General features: G+C 78.1%; 11 protein-coding genes and 1 pseudogene. 5 read left to right on the top strand and 7 right to left on the bottom strand.

The genetic code is table 11. The features are described 5' to 3' along the window. Positions 1-60 precede the first annotated feature (60 nt). A complete protein-coding gene (locus WDV85_RS03145; RefSeq protein ID WP_339569227.1) occupies positions 61-2,295 on the bottom strand; it encodes a S8 family serine peptidase in 2,235 nt (744 codons plus the stop codon). 391 nt (positions 2,296-2,686) lie between these two features. Further along, positions 2,687-3,043: pseudogene (locus WDV85_RS17050) on the bottom strand (protease inhibitor I9 family protein); the annotation flags it as partial. Between the two features lie 330 nt (positions 3,044-3,373). On the opposite strand from WDV85_RS17050, the gene WDV85_RS03135 reads away from it, so the two are divergent. Next, complete coding sequence (locus tag WDV85_RS03135; RefSeq protein WP_339569225.1) at positions 3,374-4,072, top strand: HAD family hydrolase; 699 nt, start codon at positions 3,374-3,376, stop codon at positions 4,070-4,072. Here WDV85_RS03135 and WDV85_RS03130 read toward each other — a convergent pair. Further along, positions 4,069-4,926: an aspartate/glutamate racemase family protein gene (locus tag WDV85_RS03130; RefSeq protein WP_339569224.1), complete on the bottom strand. Its 858-nt coding sequence runs from the start codon at positions 4,924-4,926 to the stop codon at positions 4,069-4,071. The genes WDV85_RS03135 and WDV85_RS03130 overlap by 4 nt on opposite strands. Then, positions 4,923-6,278 carry a carboxylate--amine ligase gene (locus WDV85_RS03125; RefSeq protein ID WP_339569223.1) on the bottom strand — a complete coding sequence of 452 codons (1,356 nt, stop codon included), beginning with the start codon at positions 6,276-6,278 and terminating at the stop codon, positions 4,923-4,925. Before WDV85_RS03125 ends, WDV85_RS03130 begins: the two co-directional genes overlap by 4 nt. Positions 6,279-6,500: 222 nt before the next feature. Between WDV85_RS03125 and WDV85_RS17045 the strand changes: the two genes are divergently transcribed. The 3 genes from WDV85_RS17045 to WDV85_RS03110 are packed head-to-tail and all read left to right on the top strand — an operon-like array spanning position 6,501 to position 11,365. Then, the gene (locus WDV85_RS17045) at positions 6,501-6,881 is read left to right on the top strand and encodes a cold-shock protein (RefSeq protein WP_445263145.1); all 381 of its coding nucleotides are present in this window, start codon (positions 6,501-6,503) and stop codon (positions 6,879-6,881) included. Positions 6,882-6,884: 3 nt separating this feature from the next. Then, complete coding sequence (locus tag WDV85_RS03115) at positions 6,885-7,658, top strand: DUF3027 domain-containing protein (protein WP_339569222.1); 774 nt, start codon at positions 6,885-6,887, stop codon at positions 7,656-7,658. Positions 7,659-7,666: 8 nt separating this feature from the next. Continuing rightward, positions 7,667-11,365, top strand: coding sequence for a sacsin N-terminal ATP-binding-like domain-containing protein (locus tag WDV85_RS03110; RefSeq protein WP_339569221.1), 3,699 nt, complete (start codon positions 7,667-7,669; stop codon positions 11,363-11,365). 116 nt (positions 11,366-11,481) lie between these two features. Here the strand turns inward: WDV85_RS03110 and WDV85_RS03105 are convergent, their stop codons facing one another. Next, a complete protein-coding gene (locus WDV85_RS03105; RefSeq protein WP_339569220.1) occupies positions 11,482-11,859 on the bottom strand; it encodes an SdpI family protein in 378 nt (125 codons plus the stop codon). A 286-nt stretch (positions 11,860-12,145) separates the two neighbouring features. Between WDV85_RS03105 and WDV85_RS03100 the strand changes: the two genes are divergently transcribed. Next, entirely contained in the window at positions 12,146-13,081 is a 936-nt protein-coding gene (locus tag WDV85_RS03100; RefSeq protein ID WP_339569219.1) for a sugar phosphate isomerase/epimerase family protein, read from the top strand. 79 nt (positions 13,082-13,160) lie between these two features. On the opposite strand, the gene WDV85_RS03095 is transcribed toward WDV85_RS03100, so the two are convergent. Together WDV85_RS03095 and WDV85_RS03090 are read right to left on the bottom strand one after the other, a co-directional pair. Next, positions 13,161-14,798, bottom strand: a complete 1,638-nt coding sequence (locus WDV85_RS03095) for a peptide chain release factor 3 (protein WP_339569218.1) — start codon at positions 14,796-14,798, stop codon at positions 13,161-13,163. Between the two features lie 472 nt (positions 14,799-15,270). Next, on the bottom strand, positions 15,271-16,143 hold the full coding sequence (locus WDV85_RS03090; protein WP_339569217.1) for an LLM class flavin-dependent oxidoreductase: 873 nt from the start codon (positions 16,141-16,143) through the stop codon (positions 15,271-15,273). Positions 16,144-16,187: the final 44 nt, after the last annotated feature.

Genomic DNA, 16,187 nt, shown 5'->3' with positions numbered 1-16,187 from the left:
CCCGAGCACGAGCTCGGGGCGGGCCGCCTGCGGTGGTCCCGGCGCGGGGCCGGGGGCGGGTCAGTCGAGCGTGACGATCGTCTCGATGTCGGCGCCCTCGTAGGTGACGACGCCCAGGTACGGGGTGCCGTCGCGCAGGCCCGACCAGCCGACCGTGAGGTCGAGCGGGCGGGCCTGGCGGCCGCGGATCGGGTCGGGCGTCGCCGTGCCGTTGCCGCGCGGCCCGCCGACGACGAAGCCGTCGAGGGTGTAGTCGCCGCCCGTCGACGCCGTCGAGTAGGCGTGCACGTGGACGAGGTAGCGGCCCGGCGCCGGGTCGCGCAGGGTGACCTGCTCGTCCGCGTCACCTGTCGCCGACCGGCCGACGATCCGGCCCGCCGCGTCGGTGACGTAGAGGTCGAGGTCGTCGGCCCCCTCGCCCGCGGTGAGGTCGGCGCGCCCGAGGGTCGTGCCGGCCGGGATGTCGATCGGGTAGATGTCCGTCGACGCGTTCGTCTCGCCCACCGTGAGGGGGCTCCCGGAGACGACGTCCCCGGTGACGCGCTGGCCGGGCACGAAGCCGTTGACCGTGACGTCGATGGCGTCCGAGCTGCCGGGCGTCACGCGGTAGGTGATGTCGCCGTCGGCGACGTCGGCCGTCACCTCGAGCGGCGCGGCCACGACGACCGGGCGGGCGACGACGGGGGAGCGCACGGACAGGCCGCGGCCCTCCCACGTGAGCGAGCCCTGCGCGTACTCGCCGAGCGGGGCGCTCGTGCGGGTCAGCTGGACCGTGAAGGTCCGGCTCTGGCCGGGGGCCGTGAAGTTGAGCACCCGCGGCGTCACCTTGACGTCCATGCCCGGCACGTCGGCCACGGCCCGGTACAGGCCCGGGGTGGTCGCCGTGACGGTGCGCGTGACCGTCTGCGTGCCGGCGAGCGCGCCGATCGCGATGGACGGCTGGTTGAGGTTCGACGCGTCGTCGATCGGGTCGATGCCGGGGATGCCGAAGTCGACCTCCTCGGTGCGCTCGAGGAAGGACAGCCACTCGTCGACGTCGGACTCGTAGACGAGGCCCGGCTCGAGGAAGCGGGTCGGGTCGACGTGGCCCGCGCCGCTGTTGAAGTGGTCCGTGTCCGGCGTGCCGTCCTCCTCGAGGAGGTCGTACGCCGTCGTCATCATCGCGGACTTGACCGCCGTGGGGCTCCAGTCGGGGTGGACGCCGAGGACGAGCGCGCCCAGGCCGGCGACGTGCGGGCTCGACATCGAGGTGCCCGAGAGGAAGTTGAAGTCGCGCCCGCCGTTGGGGCCGGGGGCGACCGCCGCGAGGACGCTGACGCCCGGCGCGGAGATGTCGGGCTTGAGCAGGTCGCCGTCGTGGGCCGCGGAGGGGCCGCGGCTCGAGAACCCGGCGATGACCGGGGCCGGCTGCGGCGCGGCGCCGGTCTGGTCGCCCGCGAGGATCGCGAGGGTCGGCTCGGCCGCGCTCGCCACGTACTCCTTGATCGCGGCGCCGGCGACCTCGTCGACGTGGACGGTCGGCACGTAGTGCACGTCGGCGTCCACGCTCGAGGGCGCGGTGTTGGCGAGCACCATGCCGGCGCCGCCGGCCTGCTGGACGGCGAGCGACTTGTCGGTGCGCGCGATGGTGCCGCGGTCGCAGACGACGACCGTGCCCTCGACCTGCGCCGGGTCGAGCGACTCGGGGTAGCACAGGCGCGCCCGGTCGACGGCCACGCCGGCGGCGGCCACCTCGGAGGAGAGGACGGCGGGAGCGCCCTCGGGCAGCGGAGCGGTGACCGAGGAGCCGCGGTACAGCTCGCCGTCACCGGTCTCGACCGTGCCGTAGAAGTAGTGGTGCGTGCTCGCGGCCACCGTCGTCAGCCAGGGGCTGTTGTGGGCGACCGTCGAGGCGGCCGGGCCGGAGTTGCCGGCCGAGGCGGCGACGAAGACGCCCGCGGACGCCGCGGACAGGAAGGCGATCTCGACCGCGCCGATGGAGCTCGTCGTCGACCCGGAGATCGAGTAGTTGAGGACGTCGACGCCGTCGAGGACCGCCTGGTTGATGGCGGCGACGGAGTCGGAGGTGTAGCAGCCGCCGGTGTTCGGGTCGACGTCCTCGAAGCAGACCTTGTACGTGGCGAGCTTGGCGCCGGGCGCCATGCCCGAGCCCTGCCCGAAGTCGCGGCCGTCGACGACCATCTCGACGCCGTCGTTCCCGACGGCCGTGCCGGCCGTGTGCGTGCCGTGCCCGTCGCTGTCGCGCGGGGAGATCTCCTCGAACTCGCTGTAGTCGGCCGGGGGCACGTTGGCCACGAAGCCGTCCGCGAAGTAGCGCGCCGAGACGAGCTTGTCGTTGCAGAGGTCGGCGGTGAAGGTCCCGCCGGTCTCGCACTCGCCCTCGAAGACCCCCCCCGTCCGCCTTGACGACGCCGATGTTCCCGTCGGCCGTGCGGAACGTGCTGCCGACGCCGCCCGGCTCGCTCGTCGTCACCGGGTCGCCCGCGAACGACGGGTTCTCCGGGGTGATGCCGGAGTCGATGACGCCGACGACGACGCCCTCGCCCGTGGCGTCCGGGCCGCCGAGCTGGGCCCAGACGCCGTCCTCGCCGGTCAGGCCGAGGAAGGCCGGGCTGTCCACGGTGTCGAGGTCGAGCGCGACGTCGCGCTCGACGCTGACGACGCCGCGCGTGGCAGCCAGGGCCGTGGCCTGCTCCGCCGTGAGCTCCGCCGAGAAGCCGTTGACCGCCGCCGTGTACTGGTACTCCGGCTCGGCGTCGACGACGTCGGCGACGTCCTCCTGCTGGCGCTCGAGGAAGCGCTGGTAGCGCTGGACCTCGCGGCTGTCGGCGTCGAGCTTCTCCCCCTCCGCCGGCGCGGTGGCGGCGAGGCCGGCGACGCCGCCCTCGTAGGTGGCGGCCGGCTCCTGGGCCAGCGTGACGACGTAGCGGCCGTCGGTGAAGTCCGTCGCGGCGGCGGGGTCGCCGACGGGCGCGACCGGCGAGGCGACGGCCGGGCCGACGCTGCCGACGGTGGCGACGACCAGGCCGAGGCCGGTCAGCACCGCGGCGGCGCGGCGCGAGCGCGCGCTCGGGGAGGGGCGAGGGTGCACGGGGGGAGCCTCCTGGTGGGAGCGGTCCGGCCCGGGGGCCGGTGGGGACGCCGGCGCAGGCCAGCACGGCGAGTGACCGCGCGGTCGCGCTGCGTCACCCGTCCGGACGTAGGGGACCCCACCTCCCGGCGTCCGTCAAGGGTGCCGGCAGGTTCTTCTCAGCCGCGCTGCGCACCCGTCCGTCACGGTGCGTCAGATCACTCGCCTGTTGTGAGGGCTTACGTCCGGATCGTTCCCGGGGCCCGTCCGGGCGTCCTCGACCTCGTCCGTAGGGTGGCGCCGGTGCACGCAGTGACGCCGGAGCCCTCCGCGGGCCGGCGCCGGGGCGAGGGCCCCGTCGTCGGCTTCGACCTCGACCAGACGCTCGTCGACTCCGGCCCCCGCATCAGCTCGTGCCTGCGCGCCGCCCTGGGCGAGGCCGGCCTCCCCTTCGACGCTGCCGCCGCCGAGGCCGCGCGCGGCCTCCCGCTGGCGGGGACGCTCGCCGCGCTCGTGCCGCCGGGGCGGGCCACCCCGGCGCTGCTCGAGGACCTCGCCGCGCGCTACCGCGCGCAGGACCGGCGCCCCGACGGCGAGGGCGGCCACCCGCTCGTCGGGCCGATGCCCCACGCCCGGGCCGCCCTGGAGGCCGTCGTCGGAGGGGGCGGCCGGGCCGTCGTCGTCAGCGCGAAGCGGGGCGAGGCCGTCGGGCGGGTGCTCTCCTGGGCGGGTCTGGACGACCTCGTGGACGCCGTGGCGGGGGACCGCTTCGGCGTCGCGAAGGCGGGCGCCCTCCTCGAGCAGGGCGCGGTCGTCTACGTCGGCGACCACCCGGCCGACGTCGACGCCGCCCGCGCCGCCGGGACGGCCGCCGTGGCGGTGGCGACGGGCGCGCACGACCCCGCCGCGCTGGCAGCGCTCGGGGCCGACGTCGTCCTGCCCGACCTCGAGGCCTTCCCGGCCTGGCTCGAGCCCTGGGCGGCCCGCCGCCGGACCGCCTAGCGCCCGGCCGCAGCCGGGTTCGGCGCCCGTCGCTCGCGCAGCCGGTGGCCGGCCCGCGTGATCGTGCTGCGGGCCAGCGCGTCGAGGGAGTCGACGAAGCGCGGGTCGTCGAGCAGGCCCGCGCCCTCGGCCACGACGGACAGCTCGGTGCAGCCGAGGAGGACCACCTCCGCCCCCTGCGCGAGGAGCTCCTCGGCGACGGCGAGCAGGGCCGGGAGGTCGACCGCCGCGCCCGCCTTCACGCCGTCGTAGATGGCGCTGGTGACGACGGCCTGCCCGGCGGCGTCGGGCACGAGGGCGCGCACACCGGCGGCCTCGAGGGCGCGCTGGTAGACCCCGGCCGCCACGGTGCCCTCGGTGGCCAGCACCGCGGCGGCGCGCAGCCCGGGCCGCCGCGCCACGGCGGCCGCCGTCGTCTCGCCGACGATGCTCACGACGGGGACGTCCACGGCCGCGGCGATCTGCGCCGTGTAGTGGTGCGCGGTGTTGCAGGGCACGACGACGAAGCCGGCGCCCCACCGCTCCAGGCGCCGGGCGTCCTCGGCCATGACCGGCCCCGGGTCCGCGGCCGAGGCGCCGAGGATGTGGGCCGTGCGGTCGGGGATCGTCGCGTGCTGGAGGACGACGAGGTCGACGTGGTCCTGGTCGCGCTCGGCCTCGGTGAGCCGCACGACGGCGTCGAGGAAGCTCACCGTCGCGAGCGGGCCGACGCCGCCGACGACGCCGACGAGCGGGTGCTCGCCGGCCGGGGGCCCAGGAGCGGAGTCGGGGGCGGTGCCGGGGACGGCGGTGCCGGGGGCGGCGACGTCCGGGGCGACGTCGTCGGGGGCGACGTCGTCCGGGGAGGGGCTCACGCCGCGCCCCGCCGCACGAGCTCCTCGGCCTCCGCCCGGATCTCGCGCGCCCGCTCCAGCGGGTAGTGGCGGCGGTACTTGCGCACCTGGTTGAGGTGCGCGGCCGCCACATAGGCGAGTCGGCGCGGGTCGCGCTCGGGGTCGTAGCGCAGGGGGTCGACGGCGCGGCCGGAGCGCACGAGGCCCCGCACGTGCGCCCGCAGCTCCGGGTCGGCGACGTAGCGCAGCAGCAGCGCCGGGGGCAGCACCGTGTAGAGGCGCTCGGCGTCCGCCAGCTCCGGTGCGCCGGGCGGCAGCGGGTCGAGCCCCTGCAGGTGCTCGCGCACGTACAGCTCCACGGGGTTCTGGCCGCTCGCCGTCACGTAGTAGTTGCTGCGCCCGAGGCGGGGGTTGAGCTCGAAGAAGACGGCGCGGCCGTCGCGCGGGTCGACCTTGAGGTCGAAGTTCGCGTAGCCCGTCCACCCCACGTGCTCGAGCAGGCGGCGGGCCTGCTCGGCGACCTCCGCGCCGCCGCCCGTGACGATGCCGGCGGGGTTGCCCAGCGCGCCGGGCGTGTGCTCCTCGAGCAGGACGCGGCCGAAGGAGGAGAACCGCACCCGGGCCGACCGGTCGCTGTAGCAGGTGAGGATCCGCATGCCGGAGTCGTCGCCGGGTACGAGGTCCTGCACGAGGAAGGTCCCGCGGTAGCCCGCGCGGGCCAGGACGTCGACGAGGTCGTCGAGCTCCACGGCGTCGCGCACCGTGAAGACCTTCTGCTTGCCCGGGAAGGAGACCCCGGCGTACGCCGTCGTGCTCGCCGCCTTGGCGATGACGGGGAACGTGAGCGGCGCCCCGCCGCCGACGGTGCGGCCGACGTCGACGCCGGGCCCGCCCGTGGCGCGCGCGTCGCGCTGGACGTCGACGACGACGGTGCGGGGGGAGGGGATGCCCAGCTCGGCGCAGACGGCGCCGAAGCCCTCCTTGTCGGTCATGCGGTCGAGCAGCTCGCGGCCCACGTAGGGCAGGGCGAAGCGGTCCTCGAGGTGCGCGCGCTGCTCGACGAGGAGCCGCACGGCGCGGTCGGCGCTGCCGAGCAGGAGCAGCGGCGCGCCGGAGCCGGACGCGGCGTGCTCGTCGGCGACCCGGTGGAGCGCCGCGACGGCGACCTCGGGCGCGTCCACGCCCGGCACGACGACGTGGTCGACGACGCGGGAGCGCCGCACCGGGCCCGTGGCGGCGCTCGAGACGACGACCGTGCGCACGCCGTAGGCCTCGTGGGCCGCGCGCGCGAGGCTGTACGCGCCGATGTCCCCGCCGAGGACGACCGGCTGCACCGGGGGCGAGGACGGGGCGGGCGGGGGCGGGCGGCGCATGCGCAGGGCTCCGGGGGCTCGGGAGGGGCGGGCTCGGGGGCGGGGCTGGGGCGGCGGGGGTGACGGGGCGGGCGCCGCGGCCCGACGCCGAGCCGCTCGGGAGGGTTAGCCTGGCGGGTGCACGCCGGAGCGGGCCCGCGCCCGTGTCGCCGTCCCCGACCGGGGGACGGGCGCCCACCGCGGGGAGCCGCCCGGCCCAGGACGACGCGAGGACGGACGAGGGTGCCGACAGGCAGGGTCAAGTGGTTCGACGCCGAGCGCGGGTTCGGCTTCATCGCCGCGGAGGACGGCGACGAGGTCTTCCTCCACGCCTCGGCGCTGCCGGCGGGGACGACCGTCTCCCCGGGCGCACGGGTCGAGTTCGGCGTCGCCGACGGGCGCCGCGGCAAGCAGGCGCTCTCCGTGCGGGTGCTCCAGGCCCCCGCCACCGTGACGTCGGGCACGCGCCGCAGCCCCGAGGACATGGCCGTCGTCGTCGAGGACCTCATCCGCCTCCTGGACGGCGTGTCCAACCAGCTGCACCGCGGCCGCTACCCGGACCGCAGCGCGGGTCGCAAGGTCGCGACCGTGCTGCGCCGCGTCGCCGACGACCTGGAGGGCTGAGGCGTGCCCCCCCGCCGGCGCCGCGCCCCCGCCTCCGACGCCGTGCTCGCCGGGGCCGTGGACCTGGCGCGCCAGGCCGCCGAGGCCGTGGCCGGCCGCGGCCCCCGCGGCGAGGCCCTCGTGGGCGAGCACCTCGGCGTCCGCGTCGAGGACGATCGCCTCCTCACGCACGACTTCGCCTGCACCGCAGCGGGGTACCAGGGCTGGCGCTGGGCGGTGACGCTCGCGCGGGCGCCGCGGGCGCGCGTCGCCACGGTGTGCGAGGCCGAGCTGCTCGCCGGCGAGGGCTCCGTCCTCGCGCCGGCGTGGCTGCCGTGGGCCGAGCGCCTGCAGCCGGGCGACGTGGGCCCGGCTGACGTCCTGCCGCGCGTGGAGGACGACGAGCGGCTCGTCCCGGGCTTCACCGCCACGGGCGAGGAGGACGTCGACGCCGTCGGCTTCCACGAGCTCGGGCTCGGCCGGCGCCGGGTGCTCTCCCGCGACGGGCGCGCCGAGGCGGCGCAGCGCTGGTACGACGGCGAGCACGGCCCGAGCGCCGAGAGCGCCAGGGCGTCGGCGGCGGGCTGCGGCAGCTGCGGGTTCTTCCTGCCGCTGCCGGGGGCGATGCGCCAGGTCTTCGGCGTCTGCGCCAACGGCTGGTCGCCGTCGGACGGCACGGTCGTCAGCGTCGACCACGGCTGCGGCGCGCACAGCGAGACCGACGTCGAGGTGCGGCGCGAGCAGGTGCCGGCTCCCGTCGTCGACGACCAGGTCCTCGACGTCGTGCCGGTCGCCTGACCGGCGCGGTGCGCACGTCCGGTCCCTCCGACGACGCCGGTCGCCCCGACGGCTCCGGCCCCGAGGGCGACCCCGCTCCCGCGGACCGGGACGACCCCTTCGGCTGCGCCCGCCTGCGGGCCCGCGCGCTGGCGGCCTGGACGGCCTCGCCCGACCGGCTGCGGGAGGACGCCAACGCCGAGGAGGAGCTCGCGCTCGGCGGCTACCGCGACCGCGTCGTCGTCGAGCTGGCGCAGAACGCCGCCGACGCCGCCGTCCGCGGCGGGGAGGCCGGACGCGGGCGGCTGCTGCTGCGGCTCTCCTCCGCCGAGGGCGCACCCGTGCTGCTGGCCGCCAGCGGGGGCGTGCCGCTCGACGCCGCCGGCGTGCGGGCCCTGGCGGGCCTGCGGGCCTCGACCAAGCGTCCCGAGCCGGGTGCGGGCGACAGCCCCCCGCTGGACGGCGTGGTCGGGCGCTTCGGCGTCGGCTTCACGGCCGTCCTCGGGGTGAGCGACGCGCCCGCCCTCCTGACGGCGGCGGGTGGGGTCGGCTTCGACCGGCGCCGGGCGGTCGCCGCCGCCCACGAGGCCGCGGCCGCCGCGGGCGGGGAGCTCGCCGCCGAGGTCGCGCGCCGGGGCGGCTCGCTGCCGGTGCTGCGCACGCCCTTCGCCGTCGGTCCCGACGACCTGCCCCGGGGTGAGGAGGCGGCGGCGCTCGTCGAGGACGGCTGGTCGACCGTCGTGGTCCTCCCGCTGCGCCCGGACGCCGTCGAGGCGGTCGGGGCGCTGCTCGACGCCGTCGACGACCTCCTCCTGCTGGCGCTGCCGGCCCTGGGCGAGGTCCGCGTGGAGCGGCCGGGCGCCGCCGCCCGGGTGCTCCGCGACGTGGCCGACCGCTGGGTCGTGCTGCGCCGCAACGGCACCCACGAGCCGGCGGTGCTCGCGGGGCGTCCCGCCGAGGAGCGCGCCGATCCCCGGTGGGCGTTGGCGTGGGCCCTGCCCCGGCGTCCTGCCGCGCCGTCCGACCCGCTCGCCGCGGCCCTGGGGCGGCTCGACGGCGGCGGCGCGGACCCCTCCGGCGGCGCGGGCGTCGTCCTGGCGCCGACGCCCACCGACGAGCCGCTGCCGTGGCCCGCCGTCCTCGTGGCCGGGCTGCCGCTCGAGCCGACGCGGCGCCACGTCGAGCCCGGCCCGGCGGCGGACGCCGTCCTCGTCGAGGCCGGGGCCGCCTACGCCGACCTGCTCGCCCTCGTCGCGGCCGAGCGGGCCGACGCCGTCGGTGGGCGCGCGGGGGAGGGCGACGACGCCGAGGATCCCCCGGGCTCCGCCGAGGACCCGGCCGACCGGCCCGGGCGCGCCGACGAGCCCTCGGCGCCGCCGGAGCTGCCCGACCCGCTCGACCTCGTGCCCGTCGGCCCGTCGGCGGGCTGGGTGGACGCCGCGCTGCGGCGGGCGCTCGAGCGGGTGCTGCCCGACGTCCCGCTGCTCGCGCCCGCGGCCGGCGGGACCCGCCTGCTGCCGGGCGCCCGCGCCCTCGCGCTCGAGGACGGCGGGGTCGAGCCCGACGCGGCGGCGCTCGCCGCCCTCGCCGTGGCCGAGCCCGCGCTCGTGGCCTCCCCGCGGCGGCACCGCGAGGCCCTGACGGCGCTGGGCGTCGGGAGGCTGCCGCTCGCCGACCTCGTGGACGCCTGGCCCCTCCCGGCGCCGGGGGAGGACCTCTGGGAGACGGACGAGACCGGTCTCGCCGAGCCGGCCGCGGAGGACGGGCGGGGCGGAGGGCTGCTCGGGTGGCGCGCCGTCGCCGGCGCCCTCGCGCCGCTGGCCCTCGACCAGCGGGCCCGCGAGGCCCTGTCGGCGCTGCCCGTCCCGCTCGTCGGCGGGCGCTGGGCACGGGGGTGCCGGGGGGCGCTCCTGGCCGGCCCCGCCGTCGACGCCCTCGCGGGCCCGGAGCCGGCCGGCCGGGCGGTCGGGGCGCTGCTCGTCGCGCACGGGCTGCGGCTCGTCGACCCCCGGGCGGTCGAGGACCGGGCGGCGGCCGCGCTGCTGGAGCGGCTCGGCGCCGCACCCGCGGGGGCCGGCGCCCTCCTCGACGACCCTGCCACCGGCAGCGCCGTCCTCGCCGTCGCCGACGCCCTCGCCGAGGACGACCTCGACGCGCTCGTGCTCGGGCTGGGCGCCGGGGAGGAGCACGACGGGGACGGCGGCGGGCCCGGCGACGCCGACCCGGACGACGTCGTCGACGCGCTCGCCGACGTCGTGCTCGGCTGGCTGGCCGACGACCTGCCCGACGACGGCCATGGCGACGGCCGCAGTGACGGTGGGGCGGGCCCGTGGCCCGTCAGCGTGGTGGCGGGCGCCCGTGCCTGGCTGCTCGACCTCCCGCTCCGCGACGACGGCGACGAGCTCGCGCCCGCGGCGTCGCTCGTGCTGCCGGGCTCCCCGGCGGAGGCGGCGCTCGACCCCGAGGAGGTCGCGCCGGTCGCCGACGACCTGCTCGACCGCTGGTCGGCGGCCGTGCTGGTGGCGGCCGGCGTCACGGCGTCCGCGGGGCTCCTCGTCTGGGACGACGTCGACCTCGACGACCCGCCGGCGGCGCTGGCCGACGCCGCGCCGGAGTGGCTGGACGGCGTCCTCGACGCGCTCGACGGCGCGGGGGGATGGGTCGCCGACGAGGTGGCGCTGGTGCGTGACCTCGACCTCGTGGTCGGCGCTGCGGACGGCCCCGTGGACGTCCCGGTCGACGCCGCGGACGGGGTCGTCGCTCTGCTCGCCGCGGCCCTGGGCGACCCCCGCGCGGGCGGGCGGCTGCACCCGCGGCTGCGGCTGCGCGGGCCCGCGGGGGAGGCCCTCGAGGTGCCGTCGCCCACCGCCGTCGCCGTCGGGGCCGCCCTCTCCGGCGGCCGTCCGGCCACGACCGACGGCGGCGCTCCCGGCCCGACGGCGGCGCCCGACGCCGACCCCGCCCTGACGGCGCTGCTCCCGCCCGCCTCGGGGGCGGCCCGGGCGCTGCCACCCGCCTGGGGCGCCGCCGCGGGCGTGGCGCGGAGCTGGGCCGACCTCGGCGACCTGCGCGCCTGGGCGGCCGTGCTCGACCCGGCCGGCGCCCCGGCGCTCGTCGACCTGCTCGCCGCGTGGGCGGCGCTGGCGCACCGGGTGGGCGACGGGCTGCCGCTGGACGGCACGCCCGACGACGTCGAGCAGCTCCTCGCGGTCGACGGCGGACGGCTCGTGCGCCGCCCCGCCGAGGACGTCGTCGTCGTCGACGACCCCCTGCGCGCGACGCACCCGGCGTGCGGGCCGGCGCTCCTCGTCCCCCGCGGCGCGGCGGCTGCCGTCGCGGACGCCCTCGGGCTGGGGCTCGCGACCGAGGAGCTGCCGGGCCGCGTCGACGGCGACGGGCGCGGGGTGCTGCTGCCCGACGACGTCCGCGCGCTCCTGCGGCTGGCCGGCGGGCCCGGCGCCGAGCGGGTGCGGCTCGTCCTGCACGACCGGCTGGTCGTCGACGGCGAGGCGGTCGACGCCTGGCTCGAGGACGCCGACGGCGCCGTCACCGCGCACGCCGTCGACGCCCGCGGCGCCGGGCGGGCCGTCGCCCTGGCGGCCGGCGCCTGGGGGGCGCGGTCGGCGCTCGCCGAGGCGCTGCTCGCCGCGGGCGTGCCCGCGCCGGTGGGCTCGCCGGAGCCCTGGGCGCTCCTCGTCGACGTGGCGCTGGACCGCCCCGGCGCCTGACGGCCCGCCGCCGAGGAGGACGAACCCCCGGTCACGCAGCGTCGCCGCAGGTCAGTGGGCTGGCGCGTCCGCAGCCGCGGCGTTCGTCCTCCCCGACGGCGCCCCAGGGCGGGGCGTCAGCGCTCGCCGTCGTCCGCGGCGCGGGCGGCCTCGTGCGCCGGGCCGATCGAGGCGAGCAGGGGCGCGACCCACACGAGCATCACGCCGACGCTCCCGAGGCCCAGCAGGTCCTCGTCGCGGCCCGTCGCGAGCCACACGACGCCGAGGAGCACCAGCGCCGCGAGCGCCGCGAGGGAACCCCCGCGCACGAGCGGCCAGGCGGCGCGGTGGGCCGCGACCCAGGCCGCCTCCGAGCGCATGGTCGTCCCCGTGCGGATGCCGACCCACGCGTTGCGCCCCCGCCGCTCGATCGCGTCGGGGCGCACGAGCCGCAGCACCAGCAGGATCGCCGCGGCGGTCACGGCCAGGACGAGGAGCCCGGCGAGCACGTCCACACCGCCTCCGGTCGGTCGTCGGTCTGACGGCGGTCGGCGCGGTCCGCTGCCGACCGCCTGCTGACGCAGAAGGTACCTATCGGGCCTAGTGGTCCGTCGCCGGGTCTCGTGCCCGGCGGGTCCGCGCGGCGCCGCGCGGACCGGCGACCGGCCCCCGAGGCATCACGGTGCCCGCCCCCGAGGACGGACGCCGTCCGAGGACCGCTCGCCACCACGCTCCTGACCACACCGTCGTCGTCGAAGCGCGCAGGCCCGCCCGGCGGGACCTGCTCCCCTGGAGGACCCCATGACCGCTCCCCGCCGCGCCCGCGCCGCCGCCGCCCTGGCCGCCGCGACCCTCACCGCGTCCGGACTGCTGGCCACCTCGGCCGCCGCCGCGCCCGCTCCCGCCGCGGCCGACTGCTCGGGCCGCACCCTGCCGGCCAGCAAGATCTCCTTCCAGCTGTACAGCTACGCCGGCTGGCAGCGGTCGGTCGGCGTCGAGACGGTCCTCTCCGAGCTCTCCGACATCGGCTACCGGAACGTCGAGCCCTTCGGCGGCAGCTACGAGGGCCGCAGCGGCGCCGAGTTCCGAGAGCTGCTCAGGGAGAACGGGCTGCGCGCGCCCTCCTCGCACGGCAGCACGGACGCGAGCACCTTCGCCGACACCCTGGCCTTCTCGAAGGCGCTGGGGCAGAAGTACACCGGCTCCGGAGGGTGGGCGGCACCCGGGATCGCGCGCGACGGCTCCAGCACGTACGAGGACGTGCTGGCCACCGCGGAGGGCATGGACGAGCTCGGCCGTGCGTCGGTCCGCAACGGCACCGGCAAGCACTTCGGCCACAACCACTGGTGGGAGTTCACGACGGTCGTCACCGACCCGGCGACGGGCGAGGAGAAGACGGCCTACGAGGTCCTGCTGGAGAACACCGACCCCCGGTACGTCGCCTTCCAGCTCGACGTGTACTGGGCCCTGGACGCCGGCGCCGACGTCGTCGAGCTCCTCGAGGAGCACGGGGACCGCATCGAGCTGCTGCACATCAAGGACGGGTTCCTCCCCGCGGACACGCTCGGCGACTTCACCCAGCTGACCGACGTCGGCGAGGGCGACGTCGACTGGGCGCCCATCCTCCGGGCCGCCCACGGCTCGGTGAAGTACTACGTCATCGAGCGCGACGGGGCGCCCGCGGACGCCGAGTTCGCCCGGGACAGCTTCGAGTACCTCGACTGCCTGCAGTACTGAGCCGCCACGACGACGCCCCCCGCGCTCCGGCGGGGGGCGTCGTCGTGCGTCCTGACCCGACGGCCCGGGCGGGGGCGCGTCAGCCGGTCGTGTCGGCGACGAGCGGTTCGAGGACGACGCCGGGCAGCTCGCGCACGACGCCGTTCATGCGCCACACGTCGGTGAAGACGGCGAGCAGGTCGCCGTCGCGGCGCTCGAGCACCTCCGTGCCGCGCTGCTGGGTGAGCGCCTGCACGTGCTCGCGCGTCGTCCGGCGGGCGACGCTGTAGGACAGCGGCTCGGTCCGGATCGGGCAGCTGAAGTCGCCCGCCATCCGGTGGGAGGCCACCTCCAGCTGCAGCGGGCCGACGGCCGCGAGCACGGGCGCCTGCTCGCCCCGCAGGTCCGAGCGCAGCACCTGGACGACGCCCTCGGCGTCGAGCTCGGCGATGCCCTTGTGGAACTGCTTGCTCCGCGAGAGGTCCGCCGGCCGCGCGACGACGAAGTGCTCCGGCGCGAAGGAGGGGATCGGCGGGTACTCCACCGCCCCGCGCGCGTGCAGCGTGTCACCCACCTCGATGCCGGAGGCGCCGACGAGGCCCACGACGTCGCCCGGCCAGCTCTCCTCGATGCTCGTCCGCGAGGCGCCCTGCAGGTGCTGGGCGTGCTTCGTCGTCAGCGTGCGGCCGGTGCGCGCGACCGTCAGCGGCGTCCCGCGCTCGAAGTGGCCCGAGCACACGCGCACGAGCGCCACCCGGTCGCGGTGCGCGCGGTCCGTGCCCGACTGGATCTTGAAGACCTGGCCGGAGAAGCCCGTGTCGAGAGCCCGGGGGGCGCCGGCGACGTCGGGTCGCGGGGCGGGCGCCGGCGCGTGCTCGAGCAGCGTCTCGAGCAGGTGGTCGACGCCGAAGTTCAGCACCGCCGCCGCGAAGAGCACCGGCGTCGTGCGCCCCGCGAGGAACGCCTCCTCGTCGTGGTCGCCGTTCTCGACGGCGAGGAGCTCGGCCTCCTCGACGGCGGTCGTCCACGTCTCGCCCTCGCGCTCGAGGGCCTGCTCGGGCGTCAGGTGCTCCTGCTCGGCGATCGTCGCCCCGCCCGGCGTGCGCGTGTAGCGCGTGTACCCGCCGGTGCGGCGGTCGACGACGCCGCGGAAGTCGCCCGCGACGCCGACCGGCCACGTCAGCGGCGTCGGCGTCATGCCCGTGACCTGCGCGACCTCGTCCATGAGCTCGAGCGCCTCGCGCCCCGGGCGGTCCCACTTGTTGATGACCGTGAGCACCGGCAGGCCCCGGTGCTTGCAGACGTCGAAGAGCTTGCGCGTCTGCCGCTCCATGCCCCGCGCGGCGTCCACGAGCATGATCGCGCAGTCGACCGCCGCGAGGACCCGGTAGGTGTCCTCCGAGAAGTCCGCGTGCCCCGGGGTGTCCACGAGGTTCAGCACGTGCCCGTGGTGGTCCAGCTGCAGGACCGCCGACGAGATCGAGATGCCGCGCTGCTGCTCCATCTCCTGCCAGTCCGAGACGACGCCCGCCCGCCCGGCCTTGCCCTTGACGTGACCCGCGCGCGTCACCGCGCCCGTGTGCAGCGCCAGCGCCTCCGTCAACGTCGACTTCCCGGCGTCCGGGTGGCTGATGACGGCGAAGGTCCGCCGCACCGCCGCGTGGCGGCTCGGCGCGTCGGGCGCGTCCGCGGGGATCGCGGCCTCGGGCTCGGCGAGGGCAGGGGCGCTGGTGCTCATCACTCGTCCTGTCGTGGGTGGTCGCCCCATCCTCCCCGACGCCGGCGCTGCCCTCGTCCTGGCGTCCTCGCCTGCCGCGTCGGTCGTCCGCCTCGCCTGGGTCCGCGGCGGGTGCCGCGGGCGCTCGGGCACTGGCTTGGCTGGGTCCGCGGGTGGTGCCGCGGGCGCTCGGGCACTGGCTCGGCGCTCTCGGGCTGGAGCGCGCTGGGGTCGGGGCGCCGGCCTGAGGTGCCTGCCGCGCCCGCGCCACCACTCGCTCTCGCGCGGGTCCCGTGCGGGTCGGGTGGCGCGCGGTCGGGTCCGCGGGTGGTGCGGCGGGCGCTCGGGCACTGGCTCGGCGCTCTCCGGCTGGGGCGCGCTGGGGTCGGGGCGCCGGCCTGAGGTGCCTGCCGCGTCCGCGCCACCACCCGCTCGGGAGCGCCTCACCGGCGGTCCGGGTCCGGCCCTCCGCCCGGTCGTGCCGGGGAGCCGGTCAGTGCAGGAGCGGGCGCACCTGCTCGCCGGCCCAGGCGGCGAAGCCCGCGGGGTCGGGGTCGTCGGCCGTCGGCTGGAGCACGACGACGTCCGCGCCCGCGTCGCCGAGGCGGCGGACGGCGTCGGCGACCTGCTCGGCGGTCCCGGCGACGGCGACGTCCTCGGCGTCCGGGAGGTCCCACTCGGTGCGGCTGCGCGCCATCCGCTCGTGGGCGTCGGGGCCGGTCGCGGTGAGGAGGTAGGTGACGACCCGGTGGTGGTCCTCACGGCCCGCGGCGGCGCGGCCGGTGTCGATGCGCTCGCGGGCGGCCCGCTGGCGCTCCGGGGTCGTGCCGGCCACGAGGACGGTGCCGTCGGCGGCGCGGCCGGAGAGCTCCAGCGTCTTCGCCCCCTCGGCGCCGGCGAGGACGCGCACGGCGCCGAGCGGCGGCCAGTCCAGGCGGACGCCGTCGAGCTGCACGTAGCGGCCCGACGTCGTCACCTCCTCGCCCGCGAGCAGGCGGCGCAGCGCGTCGAGGTGCTCCCTGAGGAGGGTGAGCGGGGAGGCCACCCGGGCGCCGACCTGCCCCATCCACGACTGCACGCCGTGCCCGACGACCATCTCGGCGCGGCCGGGGAAGGTGCGGTGCAGCACCGCCATCTCCATGGCGGCCAGCGCGACGTTGCGCAGCGGCACGGGCAGCAGGCCGACGCCGACCCGCACCCGCTCCGTCCACGCCAGGGCGGCAGCCGCGGTGGAGACGCCCGCCTCGCGGAAGCAGTCCTCCCACAGCCACAGCTCGTCGAGCCCCGAGGCGTCGGCCGCCAGCGCCACCTCGCGCAGGCGCTCGGGCGGCAGCTGGGGCAGGAAGACGGCGCCGAGGTCGGTCACGCGCCCACCCTAGGGACGGCGGGACCGGCCGGGTGGGAGCCGCC

The organism is Pseudokineococcus sp. 5B2Z-1 (genome assembly GCF_037482305.1).
Taxonomy (GTDB): Bacteria; Actinomycetota; Actinomycetes; order Actinomycetales; family Quadrisphaeraceae; genus Pseudokineococcus.
This window is presented reverse-complemented; position numbering and strand designations above follow the sequence as displayed.

Excerpts from the sequence above, each read along its gene's own strand:
- WDV85_RS03095 (WP_339569218.1), bottom strand. The coding sequence starts at position 14,798 with ATGAGCACCAGCGCCCCTGCCCTCGCCGAGCCCGAGGCCGCGATCCCC.
- WDV85_RS03125 (WP_339569223.1), bottom strand. The coding sequence starts at position 6,278 with ATGCGCCGCCCGCCCCCGCCCGCCCCGTCCTCGCCCCCGGTGCAGCCG.
- WDV85_RS03100 (WP_339569219.1), top strand. The coding sequence starts at position 12,146 with ATGACCGCTCCCCGCCGCGCCCGCGCCGCCGCCGCCCTGGCCGCCGCG.